Origin of the sequence: Cytobacillus oceanisediminis (assembly GCF_004366035.1) — a bacterium.
Taxonomy (GTDB): Bacteria; Bacillota; Bacilli; order Bacillales; family Cytobacillaceae; genus Cytobacillus; species Cytobacillus oceanisediminis_C.
Map to the genome: position 1 here is coordinate 520,920 of NZ_SOEE01000001.1, position 24,203 is coordinate 545,122.

A 24,203-nucleotide genomic window follows, 5' to 3' on the forward strand; every position below is an offset into this window, starting at 1 on the left:
GCCTATCTATTAACAGGTTACCTAAACATTTCGTTAATAGCAAATAATTCCATGATAATTCCTGCTGTCATTCATACCGGTAAAATTTTTTACTCAACGAAAAAACCGCCAAAGCAGGCGGTTTAACGGGTCATTAGTTATCTTCTTTTTCGTATGCCTGGATAATCCTGGCCACAAGCGGGTGCCGCACAACATCACTTTGTTCCAAATGAACGAAGGATAGCCCGCTTACACCCTTTAGTATATCTTCAGCCACTATCAGGCCCGATTTTACTCCTTTAGGAAGATCAACTTGTGTTCTGTCTCCAGTAATAATCATTTTTGAGCCGAAGCCAAGCCGGGTTAGAAACATCTTCATTTGGGCTTGAGTTGTATTTTGCGCTTCATCCAGAATGACAAAGGCATCATCTAAAGTTCTTCCGCGCATGTACGCAAGCGGTGCAATTTCAATTGTGCCTCTTTCAATCATTCTTTGTGTATGCTCTGCACCCAATATATCATGCAAAGCATCATACAATGGCCTTAAGTAAGGATCGACTTTTTCCTTCAGATCCCCCGGCAGAAAACCAAGGCTCTCGCCTGCTTCGACTGCAGGACGGGTAAGGATAATCCTTTTCACATTCCCATTTTTCAATGCATTAACAGCCATAACAACAGCCAAATATGTTTTGCCCGTTCCTGCTGGACCTATGCCAAAAACCAGATCATTCCCGCGGATTGCATGAATGTATTGACGCTGGCCTAATGTCTTAACACGAATGGATTTGCCTTTTGCATTTTTTGTGATTTCTTCTTCATATAAATCACTGAAATACTCAAGTGTACCCTTATGAGCCATTTGAAGAGCATACATAACGTCTCTCTGGCTTATATTTATTCCTTTCCGGATTACATAAAGCAGTTTATCCAGAACCTTTCCAACGAGTTCTACCTTGTCCATTTCTCCAGACACATAAACAGATTCTCCCCTGGTTACAATGGAAACATTCAGTTCTTGCTCAATAACTTTTAGGTTTGCATCCGAATTCCCCAATAGGGCAATTGCTTCGTTTGGGTCTTCTAGCTGCAGGTTCATTGTTTTCAAGTCTTCTGTCATTCCGAATCTCCTTGAATAATTGGTTGTCCTTCTGCAATATTCTCAATAATTTGGAAATGTATTGCTATAGTTACTTTACCATTGTCAATTGATTGGTGCAAAACTTTTTCTCCCATAACTTTAGCATTTTCATCTAAGCTGCTTTTTATTTTTTTTCTTGCCAAATCTTTTGCAGCTTCAAATCCCTCTTTATTGGAATAAATTCTTGTGACTTGCTCCCTTTCACGGAACGTTTTATTCACATATGAAATAGGAAGCTCCCATTTCAGGAATTTTACTCTTTGTTCCTTCTCCTCTAGTTCATACTCTTCAAACTCCAGGCTCCCAAACCCCCATATTGGGATCTCAAGATTTCCAATCGTAAGTGCATGCTTGACTTTTTCATTCCCGCTGAATACTTTAAAAGTGCTCTTAAGCGGAAGAATGACTTCAGATTTATACCATGTTTCCCCGAAAATCTCCCCCTTCGAAGGAACAGTCTCTGTTTGGCCCTCTTTCCCGATTATCCCTGAGACCAAAAGCTGCCCTGGCTGAACATGATCGTGTATATCAACGACTGGACGCCCTTCTTCAACAAACATATCTACAATGACTGCTTTCTTCTTTGCTACCAAATGGCGCGGACTTAAATACTCAGGCTTCTTAGGCTCATTTTTCTCTACGACCTGCAAATGGTAGGTTGTCCCTTTTAACTCCACACCTACCCAAGTAATTGCTTCAATATTGTTTGAAAGTTTACGCTGAATAGACTCCACGTTATCGACAAAGAACTGCAGCTTTCCTTTTTTTACCCCCATCTTGTCCAATTCTTTGATAATCTGATATTCAGTTGCAGGATTTGCACCCTTAATCTCTATTCCCCAAACCATATTGGATAAAAGGAGAATGACTGCAAAAAATGCGAGGGCACCAGCAGCAAATCCGCTGTTTTTCAGCAGCCTTTTCATAAGGAATGGAGCTCCTGCCCGCTGCAGGAACTCGATTCTGCAATCGCTGTTCCTGGCGTGGCTCCTTATTTTTTTTACATCTTCCAATTTCATTTTGAAGGTGACTGATTGCGTTCCATGGTTTTTCACATTCCAGATATTGATTTCGCTGCGGGTAAGCGCATTAATAAACCTTTCTATTCCCTTCCCGCTTGCTTTAACTGTTACAAGGCCCCTGTAAAATTCGATCCACTGGTTCTTCATTTCCTTCCCCCTGAATTCTTAATCAGTGTCTGAAATATAAGTTACTGAGTCAATTTTCCCCTCCAGCAGTATTTCTTCTGGCAGTATCGTTTTTATGACGAAGGCTTTCCCTCTAATTAAAAGCTGCCCCTGCTTCAAAAGCAGTCTTAATTCCTTATCTGAAAAAGCCAATAATCCCCTGTGGTTCTCTATATAGATATGGATTTGTCCAATCATTGTGATGCGGGGCAGATCCATCATGACATCTTGAGGAAGCTCCATATTTTTAGTCATCCAGCCGCGGACGAATTGTCCCCACTTTTTTGCCATAAAAAAAGAACCCCCTTTCATCTCATATTTATGAAATGAACGGAGGTTCTAGCACTTATTTTTGATAAGAATAGAATGTATCAATTCTGAAGTTAGATAACTGTCCGCTCCACAAGGAACGCTTCGACAGCAAATTCATCGCACGACCGAAAGCGGCAGCTTTTGGGATGCGCGCCATGCAGACGTTGCCACAGGACGTGGCGATCTTAGTCTGCGTTTCTTCGTGGGCAAGGCGCTTCCGCTTTTCTTATTGTCTCCTGTTCAGGGATCGGTGAGGATTTTTTGATCTTGGAGGCCCAAGAATTTCAGACAAGATAATTCCGTCAACAAGCGACTGTTTCCTAAGCTCAAAACTTCCTGCTCCTGATGGTTCCTTTGGCTGCTCTGCGTTTGTATTGGAAGCTGTTTTCGCTAATGTACTTGCTTTTCTTTCGACAGCTCTCCGCTGATTCTGAAGAGCCTTCATGCTTTCTTCAGCCTGCTGTTTACGCTGCCTGTATTCTTCTTCTATTCTTCTGGCTTTCTCTGCCTGCTGCCTGTATTCTTCTTTTAGCGTTACGGGCAATGCAGAATCTGCCGAAGTTCTTTCTGCCTGCTGCTCCTGCTGTAGTGAACGGGGAGTCTGTTTAACAGGCTTTTCCTTCTTCTTTTTTTTGAAGAAGGAGGAAATGAAAGCTATTAAGGCAATGAGAATAAAAGGATTCTCCAATAAGAATTCCAAGAGAGTTTCCTCCCTTCTCCCAATATGGGATCATTTAGTCATTTTTGCGGCCATTTTTGCCGTCATCACTCATATTGCCGATTGAGTCCCTCATTTCGGTATCAGCTGAGATGTTTTGGATATTCATATAATCCATTACACCAATATTTCCAGAACGGAGTGCTTCTGACATGGCAAGCGGCACCTGAGCCTCTGCTTCCACAACCTTCGCTCGCATTTCTTCAACGCGGGCTTTCATTTCCTGTTCTTGTGCTACTGCCATTGCACGTCTTTCTTCCGCTTTAGCCTGGGCAATCTTCTTATCTGCTTCAGCCTGTTCAGTCTGAAGTTCCGCACCAATGTTTTTGCCGATATCCACATCTGCAATATCAATCGAAAGGATTTCAAAAGCAGTGCCTGCGTCCAGACCTTTTGAGAGAACCGTCTGAGAAATCATATCTGGATTTTCCAAAACCTTTTTATGATTATCAGATGAACCGATTGTAGATACGATCCCTTCCCCGACACGCGCTACGATCGTCTCCTCTCCGGCTCCCCCAACAAGACGGTCAATATTGGCTCTTACAGTAATTCTGGCCTTAGCTTTTACCTCAATGCCATCCATCGCCACCCCTGCAATAAAAGGTGTTTCAATTACTTTAGGGTTAACGCTCATCTGCACTGCTTCCAAAACATCCCGGCCTGCCAAATCAATTGCGGCACTTCTCTCAAAACTTAAATCGATATTTGCACGATGGGCTGCAATCAATGCATTCACAACCCTGTCAACATTACCACCGGCTAAATAATGGCTTTCCAGCTGGTTTGTTGATACATTAAGCCCTGCTTTGTGGGCCTTAATTAACGGGTTAATAACACGGCTGGGGATAACCCGGCGTAGCCTCATTCCAATTAATGTAAAGATACTGACTCTGACACCTGCTGCCAATGCTGAAATCCACAGCATTACCGGTACAAAGGTGAATAATATCCCAAGTAAAATGACACCAAGTACCACGGCAACCAGAACAAATACTGTCCCTGCTTCTAACATATTCCTACCTCCTGATGATTTTATTTATCTAAATCAAGATTAGATACTTCCCTTACAACAATACGTGAGCCTTCTGCTTTAACAACTTTTATTTTTGCCCCTTTAAGGATAAAGCCTCCCTCACTGACAACGTCAATCCGTTCATCCCCGATGACACCTGTACCAGATGGCCTTAGTGCTGTAAGTGCATACCCCTCAAGGCCAATCAGTTCAATTCTGCTCTTATTTGAGATATAGCCTTTTTCTGTATTTGTGCTATCGGTTAATATTATTTTTTTAAAGAATTTCATCTTTTTACCAAACACCTTTATCATTAATATAGATGCCAATATTGAAACTCCCATAGCAATTAAGATAGACATTCCCATATGGGCTGGATTGTCCGCTGCCAGGAACAGGCTGCCCAATACTGCTGCTATTCCAGCTATTCCTGCAATTCCACCAGGAAGGAAAAACTCAGCTATTATTAAACCTATGCCAATTACAAACAGAATTAAAGTTTCATATCCTGCCAAACCGGCCACCATATGGCCATAAAAGAAAAGGAGCAGTGCCGATAATCCCATGAACCCAGGGATGCCGAAGCCTGGTGAATACAGCTCCAGAACAAGTCCGAGGCTTCCGATGGATAATAGAATTGGTATAACGACTGGATGGGTAATAAAACGGGCCACCTTTTCTGCAAAACTTTCATCAATTGTCTGTATTTCAGCTCCCTCAAACCCGAGCACTTTCAGTAATTCCGCCCTTGAATCTACTGTGCCTTCCGAATACCCTACCTCTTTAGCCTGTTCAGCTGTAAGGGTAAGAAGCTTTCCTTTCGGCGCCCCCAAATCTGGCATATCCACCGACTCATCTGCCATAGCAAGGGCATAAACAGGATCTCTGTCCGTTTGTGAGGCAGCACTCTGCATAGCCGCAAACCAGTATGATTCCGCTTTTTTCCCAGCCGTATTCCCCTGCTGGTCAATAATTGCAGCTGAACCCATTGTTGAACCCGGGACCATGTATATTTCATCCGTATTCAAGGCTATATAGGCACCTGCAGATAAGGCCTGCTTATTGACAAAAGATATTGTTTTTACATTTGTCGAGGTTAACAGCCTTCCGATTTGCCCGGCTGCATCCACTGCGCCTCCAGGTGTATTTATTTCAAATATAATGGCTGAGGCGTTTTCTTCTTCAGCTGTTTGGACCGCTCTGTTTAAAAATGCATAAAGCCCTTTTTCCACAGTTTCTTCAATAGGAACAATCAGTACTTTTTCATTATCAGCTTTTCCTTGAAAAGGGCTTCCTAAAAGCAGCAGAGCAAAGAACAATGAAAAGGCGGTTATTGCTCTTCTGGCAATCAACTTTTTCCCCCCTTTAACCGTAAAATTGATTCTACATGTATGTACGATTCAATCATTAAAAAGTTTCATTTTTTATTTTTCCCTATGATTAGTATTTACAAAGCGGCTGTATTATTAGTATAACCTAGAAATGAAAGTAAATCATTCCAGCAGTAATTAAGTCTTCATAGCCTTAAGGGTATGCATAAATTAAGAGACCGCAAAATAAAAAAGACCGTCAGCCAATGGCTTTCGGTCTTTTAATGCATAGTTTTATGAAAGGTGTTGTTGTACAAGTTTATTTACAAGTGAACCATCTGCTTTGCCTTTTACCTTAGGCATAATAGCAGCCATCACTTTTCCCATATCAGCTTTTGATGAAGCACCAGTTTCAGCAACCGTTTCTGCAACAATTTTTGAAACTTCATCTTCAGAGAGCTGTTTTGGCATATATAATTCGACATACTGAAGTTCAGTACGAATTTTTTCAACAAGATCTTCACGACCTGCTTTTTCAAATTCATGGAGGGAATCCTTGCGTTGTTTAACTTCGCGAGAAAGGACAGTCAGCTCCTGTTCTTCGTTAAGATCTTCACCAAGCTTGATTGCTTCGTTTTGAAGCGAAGCTTTAATCATACGAATGACAGTAAGCTTTTCTTTTTCTTTATTCCTCATCGCTTGTTTCATATCTTCATTTAAACGCTCGAGAAGACTCATTACATACACCCTCTCTTACCACTTACGCTTTCTAGCAGCCTCAGACTTTTTCTTACGTTTAATACTAGGTTTTTCGTAGAATTCGCGCTTTCTTGCTTCCTGCAAAGTACCAGTTTTTGATACTGAACGTTTGAAGCGACGAAGAGCATCTTCAAGCGATTCGTTTTTACGAACGACGGTTTTAGACATTCTCTTTCCCTCCCTCCGAGCACAACACACTTACATCAACAACATGGTTTATTCCATGTACCTTGCAATTATAATATAACAGCTTATCAAGGTCAACAGTAATTAGCCTGCTATGAGATTAGTTTTTATTTGATTGTGATTGTTTAATACCCCGTTCATAACATATTAAACAATTTTTGACACTTAAGCATGTCCCAGCATTCTGTCCCATAGTATTAATTGTAGGGGGTGAATACTTGGTCCAGCTGTTATTATTTTTTCTGCTAATCGGGTTATTTATTTATGGTATGACACTTTTAAGGTCAGGTCTATTTAATTTATCTGCCGATTCATTAAAAAAATGGCTGGCAGTGATGACAAATTCACCCTGGAAAGGCCTGGTTATTGGCACAATCGTCACCGCTGTCCTGCAGAGCAGCTCAGCGGTAATGATTATTACAATTGGAATGGTATCTGCACGCATGCTTACTTTCCCCCAGACAATCGGCATCATTTTAGGAACCAACATCGGGACAACATTTACGACAGAATTAATCACTTTTAATATAGAATCTTATATTATTCCGCTTGCTGCTGCCGGAAGCATCCTGGCTGTATTGAAGAAAAACAGCATGCGAAGCACAGGTCTGGCATTGCTGGGTTTATCAGCGGTTTTTGCGGCAATGCGCGGGTTTGAATATCTGGCCGGTTCAGTTAAAGATAATGATATGGTCAATCACTGGCTTCTTACCTTGGATGGGAATTATATGTTCGCAGTAGCGGCTGGAATTGTCCTTACTGCGATTATCCAATCAAGCACCGCAACAACTGGCATTATCATGGGGTTTTTAACTGCAGAAGCAATGGATTTAGATACCGGGATTGCCATAATGCTTGGGTCTAATATCGGAACATGCGTAGACGCTTATTTAGCATCGATCGGTTCCGGAAAAGAAGCAAGGCTGACTGCCTTTGCCCATATCTGGCTGAACTGCCTAGGTGTCGCAGCCTTTTATCCTTTTATTCACGCTCTTGCTGTTCTTGGACAAAGTGCATCCGGTTCCCCGGATGTGCAGCTTGCACACATCAGTGTTTTGTTTAATGTAATATCTTCACTGGTTGTTCTTCCAGTTGCAAATCAGTTTGGAAGGTTTGTCATCAGGCTTCATGACCGATAGAAACAATAAAAAAATGCCGGGAAATCCCGGCATTTTACAACAAGTATATTACTTTGAATTCCGATAACTGTTTAGCTCCAGGCACCGCCGGCCCGAGGTCATAAGCCGATAAACGGGCGCCTTCAGCTTTTCTTAGTAATCCGAATCGCTTGTTAAACCGTTGACAATAGCAGCGCCAGAGCTTGCCCCAATTCTCGTTGCACCTGCATCAATCATTTTCTGTGCATCTTCAGCGCTTCTTACACCGCCTGAAGCTTTAACACCGATTTCCGGGCCGACAGTTTTTCTCATGAGGGCGATGTCTTCTGCAGTTGCTCCGCCTGTTGAAAATCCTGTAGATGTTTTAACAAAGTCAGCACCTGCTTTTACAGAAAGTTCACATGCCCGAACTTTTTCTTCTTCAGTAAGAAGGCAAGTTTCGATAATAACCTTTGTTAATGCTTTTCCTTTGGCAGCATCCACAACCGCACGGATATCTCTTTCCACTAGCTCATTGTCTCCGCCTTTTAAAGCGCCAATGTTAATTACCATATCTACTTCTGTTGCACCGTTTTCGATAGCATTATTTGTTTCAAATGCTTTTGTTTCTGGTGTGGAAGCTCCCAGAGGGAAGCCGATTACCGTGCAGACTTTCACTTCAGTCCCGTTAAGCAAGTCGCTTGAAAGTTTGACCCATGTCGGGTTTACACAAACTGACGCGAAATTGTATTCTTTAGCCTCGGCACAGATTTTTTCAATTTGATCTTTTGTTGCATCGGCTTTAAGTAATGTATGATCGATCATTTTTGCTACGTTATTTGTCATTTTAACTACTCCTTTTAAAAAACAGTTGTACGTACCTCTTACATAATATCACTTAGACAGTAAAATATCGAGCACTATTTATGCTTTTTGTAATCGTTTTCGAAAGTAGTTTTTCCCAAAAGATATTAATAAATTTATCAAAGGCTTTTTTCGCATAGATTGTTGTTTTGCTTATGAATTCATCCTGTTGATTTCAGCAAGGGGCTCTTGCTTTCCGCAGGAAGGAACAAAGAAGCCTCCTCGGCTTCGCCTGCGGGGTCTGCAGGACATTGATTAAGCTTCCTGGAATGAACAACCGCACGAAGGAAATGCGTCAGCATTTTCGAGAATCAAGTGCCCACAGCGAAGATCTCTCAGTAAATAAACTAAGTTATTAAAAAGCAATTAACCTCCAATTCACAATAACAACTGTATAAAAAAAGGAACTACCATAAGGTAATTCCTTTAAACTGCCGCCTCTTTTGTTTCGCTCAAATCATCAAGAACTCTTACAAATTGACCTTCATTGTATGGATATCCAGCTTTTGTAATTTTAACTTTCACAATCTGGCCGACCATTGCTTCTGCCGCCGGGAAGACGACTTTCAAGTAATTGTCAGTGTAGCCGACAAATAAACTGCTGTCACTGCTTTCCTTAAAGCTTTCCTCTGGAATCACTTCAAGAACTTCGTCTTCATACTGAGATGCGTATTCTTTTGCAAGCTGATCTGATAATGCTATCAGGCGATGGACACGCTCATTTTTAACTTCTTCATCAATCTGGTCGTCCATTCTCGCTGCAGGTGTTCCTGTACGCTTTGAATAAGGAAATACATGAAGCTCGGAAAATTTATGTTCTTTAATAAAGTTGTAGGTTTCCATAAATTCTTCTTCTGTTTCTCCCGGGAAGCCAACGATAACATCTGAGGTAACAGCCAAACCCGGGAGAGCTTCCTTCAAGCGCTCAAGACGCTCAGCAAAGAACTCCATGGTATATTTGCGGCGCATTCTCTTTAGGACAGTATTTGAGCCAGACTGAAGAGGAATGTGCAAGTGCCTTACAACTACCTTGGACTGATCCATAACTTCAATAACTTCATCGGTAATCTGACTGGCTTCAATTGAAGAAATTCTTAAACGTTTAAGACCTTTGACCTGAGCTTCCAGATCCCTAAGAAGCATAGCCAGATTATAATCTTTCATGTCTTCGCCATAACCGCCTGTATGGATTCCAGTCAGAACGATTTCTTTATAGCCGGCATCAACCAGCTGCTGCGCCTGGCGGATTACTTCTTTTGGATCCCTGGATCTCATTAAACCGCGCGCCCAGGGGATAATGCAGAAAGTGCAGAAGTTATTGCAGCCTTCCTGAATTTTAAGGGAAGCACGTGTCCGATCGGTAAATGCCGGAACATCAAGCTCTTCGTAGACACGGTTCTTCATGATGTTTCCAACACCATTAATCGGCTGCCGTTCTTGTTTATACTGCTCGATATATTCAAGCATCTTTACTCGATCCTGGGTGCCAACAACAATATCCACACCAGGAATCGCCATAATTTCGGCAGGTGAGGTTTGTGCATAACAGCCCGTTACACAGATAACCGCATCAGGATTTTTCCTGATTGCCCTTCTGATTACCTGGCGGCTTTTCTTATCACCAGTATTTGTAACCGTACATGTGTTAATCACATATACATCTGAAACCGATTCAAAGTCTGTCCGTTCATAGCCAGCTTCTTTGAACAGCTGCCAAATGGCTTCTGTTTCGTAATGATTGACTTTGCAGCCAAGTGTATGAAATGCAACTGCAGGCATCTAATTTCACCCCATTAATTCAAAATGATAGGAAACAGCTGACAGCAAATAGAGAGGTGCTGTCTCTGTTCTTAAAATACGCGGCCCCAATCCGCAGGAAAGAAAGCCTGCTTCCTGCAGCAATGAAACTTCATTGTCAGAAAGCCCGCCTTCAGGTCCGAATACAACCATAAGCGATTGTCCTTTATTCATAGAAGTAAGGGTTTTATAGAGCACAGAGTCCTCTCCCTGCTTCGCTTCTTCCTCAAAGGCAATCAATTTATATGAATAATCTCCAGATAAATTCAGCAATGACTTCAAATCAAGAGGTGCAAACACTTCAGGCACCATGGTCCTGTGTGACTGTTCAGCAGCTTCTTTAGCAATCTTCTGCCATCTCTCTGCTTTTTTCACAGATTTCTTCGCATCCCATTTTACTACTGAACGGGCTGAAGTAAAAGGGATAAAACGGTGTGCTCCCAGCTCAGTGCCTTTTTGAATGATCCACTCAAGCTTATCCCCTTTAGGCAGTCCGCTCACAATCGTAATATTGGCAGGCAGTTCAGAAGACCCTTCAATCCATTGTACAACTTCTGCAGCCACATGTTCATCGGTAATTTCTGCAATTGAGCAAAGTGCACTATTTTGGGATTGATCGACACAGATAATCTGGTCGCCTTCTTTCATGCGCATTACTTTTACAATATGATGGCGGTCTTCCCCTTTAATTAGAAAGACATTTTCCTTTATAGCATTCTCTGTGAAATACCGCTGCACAACCTGCACCCTCTTTCTTGCCTGTCCAGTATACTTCCAACTGTAAAAGGGGGGTAAGTGCATTACCCCCTTTTTCACATTATTACTTTCTCCTTGCCAAAATAGCAACCCAATCTTCCATTTGAATAGTTTCTTCAACTTCAAATCCTGCTGCGGAAATAGCATCTCTTACTTCCTGTTTCTTCTGCTGGATAATGCCTGAAGCGATAAAGTACCCGCCTTCCTTGACAACAGATGCAACATCATCAGTAAATCTGAGAATCACTTCTGCCAGGATGTTGGCAACGACCACATCAGCCCCCTGACTTACACCATCGAGCAGGTTTCCTTGTGAAACTTCAACTATATCCTGCACTTTATTCAGCTTAATATTTAGTTTAGCTGAGTTAACTGCTACTTCATCAAGATCAAGTGCTTTCACTTGCTCAGCACCAAGCATAGCTGCTGCAATGCTTAAAACTCCCGATCCTGTTCCTACATCTACAACTTTATCACCCTGTTTTACTGTTCTTTCGAGTGCTTGTATACACATCACCGTTGTAGGGTGTGTTCCCGTTCCAAAGGCCATTCCAGGGTCAAGCTCTATGATAAGTTCATCACTGCTGACAGGTGTGTAATCCTCCCAGGTTGGGACAATTGTAAAACGTTCTGAAATTTTTACAGGATTATAGTATTTTTTCCAGGCAGTAGCCCATTCTTCTTCATTTACTTCACTAATGCTGACTTTATTTGCCCCAATGTCAATGTTAAATAATATCAGGTTATTGATGGCTTCTTTTATTTCATCGACTGTTTCACCAAGAAAACTGTTTACTGGCAGATACGCTTTTACAATTACGCCTTCTTCAGGATAATCCTGCGGATTGAGCTGGTAGATTTCACCGAATTGGTCCTTTCTTTCTTTTACAAGTTCTAAAGGATCCTCTATTACAACTCCGCTTGCTCCGGCTTCATGCAAAATATTCGAAATCGGTTCAACAGCTTCATTTGCAGTATGAATACTGATTTCTGACCATTTCACTACTACCAACTCCCATTCCTTTATTCACCTTTAAAGGCTCGTTTTACTTTAGAAAAAAAGCTTTCTTCCTGTTCTCCCTGAGGAACTGTTCCACTGACTTCAGCAAATTCGCTTAAAATCTGCTTCTGTTTTTCTGTCAGCTTTGTTGGTGTAATAATACGGACAATTATATGCTGATCCCCTGTGCCGTATCCTCTTACATTTGGAACACCTTTTCCTTTTAGGCGGAATTTGGTTCCTGTCTGTGTGCCAGCAGGAACTTTTAGTTTTACTTTCCCATGCAATGTAGGCACTTCGATCTCATCGCCAAGGGCAGCCTGCACAAACGTTATAGGCATCTCACAATATACATCATCGCCATCACGCTCAAAGAACTCATGTGAACGAACATGGAATACGACATAAAGATCGCCAGGAGGGCCTCCATTTACACCTGGTTCCCCTTGACCAGCCACTCGAAGCTGCTGGCCATCATCAATGCCGGCAGGAATTTTCACATGTATCTTCCTGCGTTTTTGTACTTTACCTGTTCCTCGGCAAGTAGTGCACTTCTCCTTGATTTCTTTGCCGGTACCGTTACAGTAGTGACAAACCCTTCTATTTACTATCTTGCCAAATGGCGTATTTTGTTCTACATTCAGCTGACCAGATCCGTGACAGTGACGGCATGTTTCCGGCTTAGTTCCTGGCTTCGCGCCTGATCCGCTGCAAGTCTCACACACCTCTTCACGCGGAATTTCAATATCAGTCTCTTTGCCAAATACTGCTTCCTCAAAAGATAAGGACATAGTGTACTGCAAGTCTGCACCCTGTCTTGGGGCATTAGGATCACGCCGGCGGGAGCCTCCTCCGAAGAAGGTGCTGAAGATGTCTTCAAATCCGCCGAACCCTTCAAATCCGCCTCCGCCAAAGCCCTGGTTAGGGTCCGTATGCCCGAATTGATCATAGTGGGCCTTTTTCTGGTCGTCGCTGAGGACTTCATATGCTTCTTTAACTTCCTTGAACTTCTCGTCTGCATCAGGCTCTTTATTAATATCAGGATGATATTTTTTTGAAAGCTTTCGATAAGCCTTCTTAATTTCATCCTTGGATGCACCTTTGCTGATTCCAAGAACTTCATAGTAATCCCTTTTACTCATGATTACCACTCCCCGATTCATTTCACATAAAGGTTATTGTATCATTCTCTAAATATATTCCGCAACCGCAATACACACTTCTAATACAGAGAATTATTCATTGGCATTTGCCTCTTCCCCAAAGAAAGGACCCCGTTCCACTCATAGGGCAAGGGGCAAAAACACTTTATGCATTTTTAATGGATTGCTTCAAACAGAAATAAAAGCCAAAGCCAAGAAAAACCTGACTTTGACTTTTGATTTGTACCTGTGACTGGCGTGTAGATCACACCATCATTTAATTGATGAATTATTTATCGTCTTTAACTTCTTCGAACTCAGCATCTACGACATTATCGTCGTCACTTTTGCTTTCAGCGCCTTCTGCGCCCTGTGCAGCTTGAGCCTGCTCATAAAGTTTCATTGTTAACGCCTGGACAACCTCCTGTAAAGCATCTTTCTTCTCACGGATTTCATCCAAATCATTCTTTTCAATTGCAGCCTTTAGGGCATCTTTAGCTTCATTTGCTTTGTTCACTTCAGCTTCATCCACTTTGCCTTCAAGATCTTTTAGAGTCTTTTCAGTAGTGAATACCAGCTGATCCGCTTCATTGCGTAGTTCAACTTCTTCTTTACGCTTCTTATCTGCTTCAGCATTATCTTCAGCTTCTCTTACCATTTTTTCGATTTCTTCATCAGATAAGCCTGTTGATGATTTAATCGTAATGGCCTGCTCTTTATTTGTGCCCAAGTCTTTAGCGCGTACGTTTACGATACCATTTTTGTCGATATCGAAAGATACTTCGATTTGAGGCACTCCACGAGGAGCAGGAGGAATATCGCCTAGCTGGAATCGGCCCAGTGTTTTATTATCTGCAGCCATCGGGCGTTCCCCTTGAAGCACATGGATATCAACAGCTGACTGGTTATCAGCAGCAGTTGAGAACACTTGGGATTTTGATGTTGGGATGGTTGTATTGCGTTCAATCAGCTTAGTGAACACTCCGCCCATTGTTTCTATTCCAAGAGACAGAGGAGTTACGTCCAGCAGGACAACATCCTTAACGTCACCTGTTATTACACCACCCTGAATGGCTGCACCCATTGCAACAACTTCATCAGGGTTAACTCCTCTATGCGGTTCTTTTCCTGTTTCTTTCTTAATTGCTTCCTGTACGGCAGGAATACGAGTTGAACCGCCGACAAGGATAACTTTATCAAGTTCTGAAGGAGTCAATCCAGCATCCTTTAACGCCTGGCGTGTAGGTCCCATTGTGCGTTCTACAAGGTCAGCAGACAGTTCTTCAAATTTAGCTCTTGAAAGTGTAACTTCAAGGTGTAATGGTCCTGCTTCCCCAGCCGTGATAAACGGAAGCGAGATTTGCGTTGAAGTCACACCTGAAAGATCTTTTTTCGCTTTTTCAGCGGCATCCTTTAAACGCTGAAGAGCCATCTTATCTTTGGCAAGATCAATGCCATTCTCTTTTTTGAATTGATCAACCAGGTAGTCAATAATTACTTGGTCAAAATCGTCTCCGCCAAGACGGTTATCCCCGGCAGTGGATTTTACTTCGAATACTCCATCGCCAAGTTCAAGGATAGACACGTCAAAAGTACCGCCGCCAAGGTCATAAACAAGAATTGTCTGGTCTTCATCCATTTTATCAAGACCATATGCCAACGCTGCAGCAGTAGGTTCATTGATGATTCGTTCAACTTCCAGGCCGGCAATTCTGCCTGCATCTTTTGTAGCCTGACGCTCAGCATCGTTGAAATATGCCGGAACTGTGATTACTGCTTTAGTAACATTCTCGCCAAGATAGTCTTCTGCATAAGATTTCAAATATTGAAGAATAATAGCAGAAACCTCTTGAGGCGAGTATTCTTTTCCTTCAATTTCAGTTTTATGATCCGTGCCCATGTGGCGTTTAATGGATATGATGGTGTTCGGGTTTGTAATAGACTGGCGCTTTGCTACCTCTCCGACCTGGCGCTCGCCGTTCTTGAACGCAACAACTGAAGGTGTTGTACGGTTGCCTTCCGGATTTGGAATTACTTTTGGTTCGCCGCCTTCAAGGACAGCGACACATGAGTTTGTTGTACCTAAATCGATTCCGATAATTTTGCTCATGTTCTTTACCTCCCCAAATATGTAGTTATTGATTTACTTTAACCATTGATGGACGAATGACTCTATCCTTTAACTTATAGCCTTTTTGAAATTCTTCGACCACGATATTGGAATCAAAATTCTCATCTTCCACCTGCATCACAGCCTGGTGTAAATGAGGATCGAATTCTTTCCCAACTGCTTCAATCTGTTCTGCGCCTTCTTTTTTAATAGCCTCCAGCAAGCTGCGGTAAACCATTTCCATCCCTTGAAGGATAGATTTAGCCTGTTCATTTTCAGCTTCCATCTGAAGAGCTCTCTCAAAATTGTCAATCGCAGGCAGCAAATCGGAGATTAAGCTCTGTGCTCTATATTTTTCAGACGCTTCAAGGTCAAGCCTTGCACGGCGCCGGGAATTTTCAAAATCAGCCTGAAGGCGGTAGATGCGATTTTCTTCTTCTTCCAGCTTGCCTTCCAGTTCAGCTATTTTCGCTTTCGCTGCCGTAAGCTCTCCATCAGTGCTTCCCTTATCAGTATCGGCTTCTGCTTCTGCCTCCGCAAATACCTCTTCAATAGGAGCCTCATTTCCGGTTCCTTCAGGTTCGTTGGTTTGTTCATTTAATTCTTGGTTTAGTGTGCCTTTCTCTTCTGCCAACATGTTCACCTCCCTTAAAGAATGGATGTTTCTTCGAAATAAAAACCATAAGGAAAGGAGTGGAAAGGTTTTTCCACCCTTAATCAATATCTCCACCATCATCTGTTTTGATACAATTTAGATAAAACAGCTGATAGGTCTGCACTGATATAGTTCAATAAGCTTATGACTCTTGAATATTCCATTCTTGTCGGCCCCAGAATGGCAATGGTACCGAGCTGTTCGGTGCCAATCGAATAGCTTGCTGTTATCAGACTGCAGTTTTCCATTGCTGAATTATTGTTTTCCCGTCCGATTTTTATATTGATCCCTGACTTGTTTTTACGGATTAAATCATATATGCCTTCTTCCTGCTCGATCATATTCATGAGGTTTTTAACTTTTTCTATATCATGAAACTCGGGCTGGCTGAGCATATTTGTTTTCCCGCCGAAGAAAAGCTTATCATAGGCTGGTATCTTGATTGTATCGGCAATTGAATTCAGCATTAAATCATAATTATTGATATGATGCCTTAAAAGAACGGCAACCTCTTTATATAGCTTATTGTTCAGACTTTCCAATGGTGCACCGGCAAGCCGGTCATTAAGGATATTGACAACCTTCTCCAAATCACTGGCATCAATGTTTTCCGGCAAGTGGAACATCCTGTTCTCCACATGGCCTGTATCTGTGACAATAATTGCTATTGCTGTTTCTTTATTCAACGGAACGATCTGAATTTTCTTCAGCTTGTTATCCCTTACTGCAGGCCCGAGGACAATGGATGTATAATTTGTCAGCTCAGATAGAATTTTTGCCGATCTTTGAACGATTTTCTCAAGCTCATAGATTCTTTCCGCAAAGATCGATTGCACTTTGTGGATATCATACTGATTTAATTTTTGCGGGGATAAAAGGTGATCCACGTAGTAGCGATACCCTTTTTCAGATGGAATCCTCCCCGATGAGGTGTGTGTTTTTTCAATAAACCCAAGTTCCTCTAAATCAGCCATCTCATTTCTGATCGTTGCGGAACTAAAAGAAATTTCTTCTTTTTTCGACAAGGTTCTCGACCCGACAGGCTGTGCAGTTTGAATAAAATCATCAACAATTACTTGAAAAATTAATAATTGACGATCTGTTAACACAGTTATCACCTCTGTTAGCACTCTTTGTTACCGAGTGCTAATTCTACTAATAAATTATCAAATCAAACGTGCAGTGTCAATAATTTGGCTTTCTTTTTTCCCGACGCAATACCTATGCCTGATTACCCTATAAAGGACTGGAATACTTCATTTCCAAGGAAACGTCCTCGCCTTGTCAATTTAATATGCTCTTCCCCTGCAACAATTAATTCTTTTTCGGTATGCTGTTTAATTTGGACTTCAAACAGCTCCAGCGGATCTTTGCCAAATCTCTCTTTAAAGCGACTTATTGAGACACCTTCCGTTTTTCTTAGTCCAAGAAACATTTCCTCTTCCATCTGTTCTTCCAAGGGCACTTTATGCTCTTCCAGGATCGGAAGCTGGCCGTTTTCAATAGGCTCCATATATTTTTTCAGGGGTCCGTGGTTTGAACGGCGAAGTCCTTTTACATAGCCATGTGCGCCAGCCCCAAAGCCATAGTACCATTTATTATCCCAATAAGTGATGTTATGCCGGCTCTCATAGCCAGGTTTTGCAAAATTGCTGATTTCATATTGCGCAAAGCCGTGTTTGTCCATTTCTTCCATTAATAATTCATACATCTCAGCTTCCACATCTTCACCAGGAGTCGGCAGTTTTCCTTTCCTCATCAGATTATAGAATACCGTTTTGGGTTCAATGATCAGTGAATAGCCGGAATAATGGGCAATATCCAGTGTAAATGATGTTTCGAGTGTATCTTTAAAATCCTGAAGTGTCTGGCCTGGAAGACTATATATAAGATCGATACTGATGTTATCGAAACCGACTTTTTTTGCAGCTTCAATTGATTGAAAAACGTCTCTTGCTCTATGTGACCTTCCAATTCTTTTTAAGAGTTCATCGTTAAAGGTCTGAACGCCAAAGCTGAGCCGATTGACTCCAGCATCATGCAATATTTGAAGTTTTTCCTCAGAGAGATCTCCTGGGTTAGCTTCGAATGTATATTCTGTGAACGAGTCATAGGGAAGCTGCCTTTTGATGATGCCGCAAAGCTTTTCCAGCTGTTTCTCGTTCAGCGCAGTTGGCGTGCCGCCTCCTACAAAGATAGAATCAAGGCGGGATGCAGGTACTTCTTTCAAAGCAAGATCCATCTCTATGTCAAGAGAGTCCAGATATTCTCCAACTGGCTGGTTCTTCAAGAACACTTTATTAAAATCACAGTAATGACAGATATGTTCACAAAATGGGATGTGTATATAAGCTGCTTTAATCATTTATTTCACTACTTTCATCATTCAATCGCTCTCCAATTAATTTATATAGCTTTTTGAATTTTACCCGTTGATTTCCGCCGGCAGGCACTCATGCTTTCCCACACGGCTGCCGAAGCTCCTCGACGCTCTGCGTCTGCGGGGTCTCCCCTGGTACGCTACTCCCGCAGGACGATGAATAAGCTTCCTTGAATCAACACCGAAAGCAGAAAATGCGGCAGCATTTTCGAGGATCTCGCGCCTTCTGCTCCAATCAACTCAATGGTTTAACTCATTTAGCCACTAGAAAGCAACAAATTTTAAAACACATTCAATTAAAAAGAGGTTAGTGCTGTTATTATTATGACAGCATATCTAACCTCTTAAAACAAAGCAAATATTTTACTTTTTAGGGCTGTTATCGTCCATCTTCAAAACTGCCATGAAGGCTTCCTGCGGAACTTCAACAGAACCAACCTGTTTCATCCGCTTTTTACCTTCTTTCTGCTTCTCCAATAATTTACGCTTACGGGAGATGTCCCCGCCGTAACATTTCGCCAATACATTTTTGCGGATGGCTTTAATAGTTGAGCGGGCTACAATTTTCTGGCCAATCGCCGCTTGAATAGGAACCTCAAATTGCTGACGGGGAATTAGCTCTTTTAACTTCTCAACGATTACTTTTCCTCTTTCATAAGCAAAATCCTTATGAACGATGAAGCTCAATGCGTCTACCTTTTCGGCATTTAACAGAATATCCATTTTAACAAGTTTTGAAGGCTTGTACCCAATTAGTTCATAATCAAAAGAGGCATATCCTTTTGTATTGGATTTCAGCTGATCAAAGAAATCATAAACAATTTCCGATAAAGGAATTTCATATATAATATTTACTCTGGTTTCATCCATGTATTGCATATCAATAAAGATGCCGCGTTTTTGCTGGCAAAGTTCCATTATGGCTCCCACATAATCATTAGGCGCCATCATTGTAGCTTTTACATAAGGCTCTTCGACACGGTCAATCTTTTGCGGATCAGGCATATTGGATGGATTATCCACTTTAACCTCTGTGCCATCAGTCAGGATGACATCATAGATAACACTTGGTGCTGTTGTAATCAAGTCAATTTTGAATTCGCGCTCAATGCGCTCCTGGATGATTTCCATGTGAAGCAATCCAAGGAAACCGCAGCGGAATCCAAAGCCAAGCGCTTGTGACGTTTCAGGCTCAAACTGCAGGGCAGAATCATTCAGTTCCAGCTTTTCAAGGGCTTCACGCAAATCATTGAACTTGGCGCTGTCTATTGGATAAAGTCCGCAATAAACCATCGGATTCAGCTTCCTGTACCCAGGAAGAGCTTCGTCTGCACCATTTTTCGCACTTGTGATGGTATCTCCTACACGTGTATCTCCAACATTTTTGATTGCAGCAGTCAAAAAGCCGACGTCTCCAACTGATAATTCAGCCAATGGAGTGGATTTAGGAGTGAACACACCGACCTCAGTAACTTCAAACTCTTTCCCAGTTGCCATCATTTTTATTTTATCTCCTACTTTTACCGTACCATCCACCACACGGATGTAGGCTACAACTCCACGGTAGGCATCATAAAGGGAGTCAAATATAAGCGCCTTTAAAGGGGCATCCGGATCACCTACTGGAGCGGGCACTTTTTCAACTACCTGTTCAAGGATTTCTTCAATGCCGATTCCTGCTTTTGATGAAGCAAGTACCGCTTCAGAAGCATCCAGGCCGATGACTTCTTCAATCTCATTGCGCACCCGTTCCGGATCCGCACTTGGAAGGTCAATTTTATTGATGATCGGAAGAATCTCAAGATCGTTATCCAAGGCCAGATAGACATTTGCAAGGGTCTGTGCTTCAATACCCTGAGCCGCATCCACCACCAGGATTGCTCCTTCACAGGCTGCCAGACTTCGGGAAACTTCATATGTAAAATCGACGTGTCCCGGGGTATCTATTAAGTGAAAAGTGTATACCTCTCCATCTTTAGCTTTATAATTTAGCTGGACGGAATTAAGCTTGATCGTGATGCCGCGCTCTCTTTCGAGGTCCATGGAATCAAGGAGCTGATCCTTCATTTCGCGTGATGTCAGCGCATTGGTTTTTTCAAGGATCCTGTCCGCCAAAGTCGACTTGCCATGGTCAATATGGGCAATGATCGAAAAATTCCTTATTTTCTCTTGCCTTTTTAGTCTCTCTTCTCTGTTCATTATAAATAATTCAACTCCTACTATAAGAAAAGCGCAAGCGCCTTAAGACAGGCGCCTGGAGCCAAGTGTGGTCAATTTTAAATAGTCCTTTTAGTTTATACACTATTTTTGATTATATCAGTACGTTTGTGAAGATTCAATGCTAAGCTTCACGTCTCTAACCGTTCAAAAAAAATAAGGCTGCCCTCCTGAGCAGCCTACTTTCCGATTATTAAGTCTGTGATGAATGCGACCGATTTTTCTGTCAGCTCTGATAAGCCTTCGGATATACTTTTTCCCAGAGATGAAAAAAAGTTATATGCTTTCATTTCTTCAAGCTTTTCTTTTTTCTGCTGAAGATCATGGCTGGACACATCATTTCCCAGGACAGATGCATGCACTTCACCTTCATTGGTTTCATTTAAGGTTAGGGCACTCTTGAAATCTTCGTCATGGAAACCCTTCATTCTGTGGATTCCTTCATTTGCCTGCTGCATTCCAAATAATACTGAGACAAACATAACCGCTGCCAGAAAAAGAGCTTTTAGCATAAATATTTTCATTCCGCATCATCCTAATACTATTTCTTTTCTGTTTCACCGCCAGCTGATGCATTTACTTCCTCGGCCTGCCAATAATATTCACTGAACACTTCTGCGAGTGCTTCTGCCGAACGGTTTAATTCTTCAAACGTATTATCTACTCCGCCAAATTCAACGAGGATGGCATTCCCAGATAAATCCTGATTGAAGTTGCCATTTGTCCCTGCACCCTCTTTTTTCATGATTCCCCTGCTCAATCCTTTGTACTTAACGTTCAATCTATCATGCAGCTCTTTCGCAAATTTTAAGTTCTTTTCATAGTTCGGGTTATTTCCGCCAATAATGAAAGCTAGTTTGGCATAAGACTCTCCGTTTATTTCTTTCGTTGTGTCTTTTTTTCTTTTTGAATCACGGTGAATATCGATTAGGTAAGACAAATCCCGGTTGGACGTAATTGCAGCCTGGACAACTTCTCTGGATTCCTGGTAGGAACGTCCATACGTTAATCCTTTCTTGCTTAAATTTGCCTGGATATCCGTTTTGTCAACAAAAGTCCCTATTCCTTTGCTCTCCATCTCTTCCTTAAGCTTATCACCAATCTTAGTAACATTAATTTTGGAATGAAAGGCTGCATCAGGATTGGTTACACCCTTCAGATAAGGAAGATAGGATTCCGTATTATGCGAAAAGTAAACATAGACTGGTTTTTTATCACCTGTAGACATCGGAGGTGTTTTCGACTGTTTCGAATCACCATCCGGCTCAAGGCCTTCGGTGTTTTGCAGAGCTGCCTCCTGTTCTGCCTTCAGCACTTCGATAGGAGGAGAAGATTCCACAGGCATGTTTGTATAATCCGTTCCTTCACCAGCAACAAGGATCTTACTGTCATAAATAGAGAAGAATGGAAGCTCCCTTCCCAAAAGGCTTCTGGGATCATCCAAATTGACATTTGTGGATAGCTTGAAAACCAAATTGGCAAAGCCCGGGGGTGAACTGGTTTTAGAAACCCCCTCGAGAAATGAGTGGTTTTCCCATCCAAGAAAATGATAAAGCATTTCTCCTGTCAGGCTGTTCGCAGCAGAATTAACTGAGGAGGAGCTGATTCTGTATTCCGGCTTTAATGAAGTTAATGCTCCGCTTATTGAAAATATCATAAATAGAAAAAGCAAAAATCCGCCTATGGCTTTCAGCAAGCTTGTCCCTTGAATGGTTACTACAAGTCCGTTCGATTTAAAAGGTTTCATTGTTCCACCTCTCCTTGCTAGTCTAGTAAATGTTATGACTTTGCTAGAGAAGATAGAACATGTTATTTCCTATCTGGTATAAAAACCGGCATTATCCTGATTCACTTTTTGATGGAGTGCTGCGTTCAAACCGTTAGCAATTAAATTTGACATATCTTCAATAAATACATCCACTTCCTTTGGAGTCACCATAAGGTTGTGGCCCAAAGGAGAAAGGACTTCATAAATAAGCTTCCGCTTCTCTTCTTCAGGCAAGGTTCCAATCATGCCAAGGAAGGTTTTTCTATGATGTTCTTCCGGGAGGTCGTCATCTGTCAGCTTTTTCTTCTCTCCAAAAGTCATTCCTGCAGGAGCGAGGGCACGTGATGGACGGTCCCCCTCTTTCATTTCCTTGCCGAAATGCTTCAGGATGTAATCAATTGTATCGCTTGTGATGGACACAGCATCAACAACTGTTGGGATGCCAATCGCTATGACAGGTATCCCTAAAGTTTCTTTGCTGATTTCTTTTCGTTTATTCCCGACACCAGAACCAGGGTGAATCCCTGTATCCGAAATTTGAATGGTAGAATTGACTCTTTCAATTGATCGGGAAGCAAGAGCATCAATTGCAATGACAAAATCGGGCTTTGTTTTTTCAACAATGCCATAAATAATGTCACTTGTTTCTATCCCGGTCAGGCCCATTACTCCCGGGGAAATAGCACTTACTGGCCGATAGCCTTCTTCTACGCTTTCAGGCTGCAGCTGATAGAGATGTCGTGTGATAAGCAAGTTTTCACAAACTTGCGGACCCAGTGCATCGGGAGTGACATTCCAATTGCCCAGTCCAACAATTAAACAGGATGCATCTTCATTGATTCCCAGCTGCTTAATAAATTGGGAGAATTCACTAGCAAATACAGACTCCACTTTGTGCTGCAGCTCCGTATCCTGCTGGCGTATGCCCGTCACTTCAAGTGTCAGATATTTTCCTTCTTTTTTCCCCAATGCCTCTGCACCTTCTTTTGTTACTTCAACAAAAGAAATTTTTATATCATTTTCTTCTTTTTCTTTAATTATTACGCCTTCTATTTGGGAAAGATTCTCCTGCTGATGAATATTGTCTTTCTGCCTGTCGGAAATAACCATTTCCCTGGCTTCAATGGCAAGATCCGTTCGGACTGAGTATTGGCTTAAATCTATTGATTCTTTCATATTTATCCCTCACATTCTCAGCTATTGGAAAATAACACACATTATACTAAAATTCAGATATATACTATCATTGCCTTTAAAGTCCAAAAACATGCAGAATCGCCTCCAGCAATTTTGATTACAGAGTATTGCATTATGCCCCCGTGTTTGATAAAATATCACTTGTTCTTAATTATTGTTAATGAATGTGAATGTCGAGTTATAGAATCTCGATGCTTTTTCAGGAGGTGAATGGAATGCCAAACATTAAATCTGCTATCAAGCGTGTTAAAACTAGCGAAGCTCGCAACGCTCAAAACGCTACAGTTAAATCAGCAATGCGTACAGCTGTTAAGAAGGTTGATGCTGCTGTCGTAAACAACGATGCTGCTGCTGCGACTGAATCTTTCGCTGATGCTGCTCGTAAACTAGACAAAGCTGCTGCAAAAGGTCTTATCCACAAAAATGCTGCTGCCCGTAAAAAGTCTCGTTTAATGAAAAAAATGAACTCTTTAAACGCGTAATGTTTGAAGATATTGGCTATCTTAAGGGATAGCCTTTTATTTTACACAAAAAAGCGGTCCAAATGGATCGCTTTTTTTTATGTAATCATCATTACTAATTTTGTCTCAATACTCAAGGTGCTGGAGGCTGTAAA

At 41.8% G+C, this 24,203-nt stretch carries 23 protein-coding genes; 2 read left to right on the top strand and 21 right to left on the bottom strand.

The window, feature by feature from the left end; all coding sequences use genetic code 11:
- Positions 1 to 133: 133 nt before the first annotated feature.
- From DFO72_RS02760 to rpsU, 8 genes are all read right to left on the bottom strand, one after another.
- Positions 134 to 1,096, bottom strand: coding sequence for a PhoH family protein (locus tag DFO72_RS02760; RefSeq protein WP_009333002.1), 963 nt, complete (start codon positions 1,094 to 1,096; stop codon positions 134 to 136).
- Complete coding sequence (yqfD, locus tag DFO72_RS02765) at positions 1,093 to 2,286, bottom strand: sporulation protein YqfD (protein WP_113882795.1); 1,194 nt, start codon at positions 2,284 to 2,286, stop codon at positions 1,093 to 1,095. The genes DFO72_RS02760 and yqfD overlap by 4 nt, the downstream gene beginning before the upstream one ends.
- A gap of 18 nt (positions 2,287 to 2,304) precedes the next feature.
- Positions 2,305 to 2,595, bottom strand: coding sequence for a sporulation protein YqfC (gene yqfC / locus DFO72_RS02770; protein ID WP_009333004.1), 291 nt, complete (start codon positions 2,593 to 2,595; stop codon positions 2,305 to 2,307).
- A 247-nt stretch (positions 2,596 to 2,842) separates the two neighbouring features.
- Entirely contained in the window at positions 2,843 to 3,316 is a 474-nt protein-coding gene (locus tag DFO72_RS02775) for a hypothetical protein (RefSeq protein ID WP_113882794.1), read from the bottom strand.
- A gap of 34 nt (positions 3,317 to 3,350) precedes the next feature.
- Positions 3,351 to 4,349: a flotillin-like protein FloA gene (floA, locus tag DFO72_RS02780; protein WP_009333006.1), complete on the bottom strand. Its 999-nt coding sequence runs from the start codon at positions 4,347 to 4,349 to the stop codon at positions 3,351 to 3,353.
- A gap of 20 nt (positions 4,350 to 4,369) precedes the next feature.
- Positions 4,370 to 5,701 (bottom strand): NfeD family protein, encoded by a 1,332-nt coding sequence (locus DFO72_RS02785; RefSeq protein WP_113882793.1) that lies wholly within the window; start codon positions 5,699 to 5,701, stop codon positions 4,370 to 4,372.
- Positions 5,702 to 5,953: 252 nt separating this feature from the next.
- Complete coding sequence (locus tag DFO72_RS02790; protein WP_113882792.1) at positions 5,954 to 6,397, bottom strand: GatB/YqeY domain-containing protein; 444 nt, start codon at positions 6,395 to 6,397, stop codon at positions 5,954 to 5,956.
- A 15-nt stretch (positions 6,398 to 6,412) separates the two neighbouring features.
- A complete protein-coding gene (gene rpsU / locus DFO72_RS02795) occupies positions 6,413 to 6,586 on the bottom strand; it encodes a 30S ribosomal protein S21 (RefSeq protein ID WP_009333009.1) in 174 nt (57 codons plus the stop codon).
- A 236-nt stretch (positions 6,587 to 6,822) separates the two neighbouring features.
- Between rpsU and DFO72_RS02800 the strand changes: the two genes are divergently transcribed.
- Complete coding sequence (locus DFO72_RS02800) at positions 6,823 to 7,743, top strand: Na/Pi symporter (protein WP_113882791.1); 921 nt, start codon at positions 6,823 to 6,825, stop codon at positions 7,741 to 7,743.
- Between the two features lie 132 nt (positions 7,744 to 7,875).
- Here DFO72_RS02800 and deoC read toward each other — a convergent pair whose 3' ends face one another.
- The 13 genes from deoC to gpr all read right to left on the bottom strand — a co-directional run bounded on the left by deoC (position 7,876) and on the right by gpr (position 23,566).
- Positions 7,876 to 8,547: a deoxyribose-phosphate aldolase gene (gene deoC / locus DFO72_RS02805; RefSeq protein ID WP_113882790.1), complete on the bottom strand. Its 672-nt coding sequence runs from the start codon at positions 8,545 to 8,547 to the stop codon at positions 7,876 to 7,878.
- 444 nt (positions 8,548 to 8,991) lie between these two features.
- Entirely contained in the window at positions 8,992 to 10,344 is a 1,353-nt protein-coding gene (gene mtaB, locus DFO72_RS02810; protein WP_113882789.1) for a tRNA (N(6)-L-threonylcarbamoyladenosine(37)-C(2))-methylthiotransferase MtaB, read from the bottom strand.
- 6 nt (positions 10,345 to 10,350) lie between these two features.
- The gene (locus tag DFO72_RS02815; protein ID WP_113882865.1) at positions 10,351 to 11,100 is read right to left on the bottom strand and encodes a 16S rRNA (uracil(1498)-N(3))-methyltransferase; all 750 of its coding nucleotides are present in this window, start codon (positions 11,098 to 11,100) and stop codon (positions 10,351 to 10,353) included.
- 82 nt (positions 11,101 to 11,182) lie between these two features.
- Positions 11,183 to 12,121, bottom strand: coding sequence for a 50S ribosomal protein L11 methyltransferase (gene prmA / locus DFO72_RS02820; RefSeq protein WP_113882788.1), 939 nt, complete (start codon positions 12,119 to 12,121; stop codon positions 11,183 to 11,185).
- Between the two features lie 20 nt (positions 12,122 to 12,141).
- A complete protein-coding gene (gene dnaJ / locus DFO72_RS02825) occupies positions 12,142 to 13,260 on the bottom strand; it encodes a molecular chaperone DnaJ (protein WP_113882787.1) in 1,119 nt (372 codons plus the stop codon).
- Positions 13,261 to 13,549: 289 nt separating this feature from the next.
- The gene (dnaK, locus tag DFO72_RS02830; RefSeq protein WP_113882786.1) at positions 13,550 to 15,370 is read right to left on the bottom strand and encodes a molecular chaperone DnaK; all 1,821 of its coding nucleotides are present in this window, start codon (positions 15,368 to 15,370) and stop codon (positions 13,550 to 13,552) included.
- Between the two features lie 25 nt (positions 15,371 to 15,395).
- Positions 15,396 to 16,007, bottom strand: a complete 612-nt coding sequence (gene grpE / locus DFO72_RS02835) for a nucleotide exchange factor GrpE (protein WP_113882785.1) — start codon at positions 16,005 to 16,007, stop codon at positions 15,396 to 15,398.
- Between the two features lie 95 nt (positions 16,008 to 16,102).
- Positions 16,103 to 17,134 (bottom strand): heat-inducible transcriptional repressor HrcA, encoded by a 1,032-nt coding sequence (gene hrcA / locus DFO72_RS02840; protein WP_113882784.1) that lies wholly within the window; start codon positions 17,132 to 17,134, stop codon positions 16,103 to 16,105.
- A 122-nt stretch (positions 17,135 to 17,256) separates the two neighbouring features.
- Complete coding sequence (hemW, locus tag DFO72_RS02845; protein ID WP_113882783.1) at positions 17,257 to 18,390, bottom strand: radical SAM family heme chaperone HemW; 1,134 nt, start codon at positions 18,388 to 18,390, stop codon at positions 17,257 to 17,259.
- Between the two features lie 378 nt (positions 18,391 to 18,768).
- Entirely contained in the window at positions 18,769 to 20,604 is a 1,836-nt protein-coding gene (gene lepA / locus DFO72_RS02855) for a translation elongation factor 4 (protein WP_113882782.1), read from the bottom strand.
- 197 nt (positions 20,605 to 20,801) lie between these two features.
- A complete protein-coding gene (locus tag DFO72_RS02860; RefSeq protein WP_113882781.1) occupies positions 20,802 to 21,146 on the bottom strand; it encodes a YqxA family protein in 345 nt (114 codons plus the stop codon).
- A 17-nt stretch (positions 21,147 to 21,163) separates the two neighbouring features.
- Entirely contained in the window at positions 21,164 to 22,369 is a 1,206-nt protein-coding gene (gene spoIIP, locus DFO72_RS02865) for a stage II sporulation protein P (RefSeq protein WP_113882780.1), read from the bottom strand.
- Positions 22,370 to 22,438: 69 nt separating this feature from the next.
- A complete protein-coding gene (gene gpr, locus DFO72_RS02870; protein ID WP_113882779.1) occupies positions 22,439 to 23,566 on the bottom strand; it encodes a GPR endopeptidase in 1,128 nt (375 codons plus the stop codon).
- 236 nt (positions 23,567 to 23,802) lie between these two features.
- Here gpr and rpsT point away from each other — a divergent pair, with 236 nt between their 5' ends.
- Positions 23,803 to 24,069, top strand: coding sequence for a 30S ribosomal protein S20 (gene rpsT / locus DFO72_RS02875; protein ID WP_113882778.1), 267 nt, complete (start codon positions 23,803 to 23,805; stop codon positions 24,067 to 24,069).
- Positions 24,070 to 24,203 lie beyond the last annotated feature (134 nt).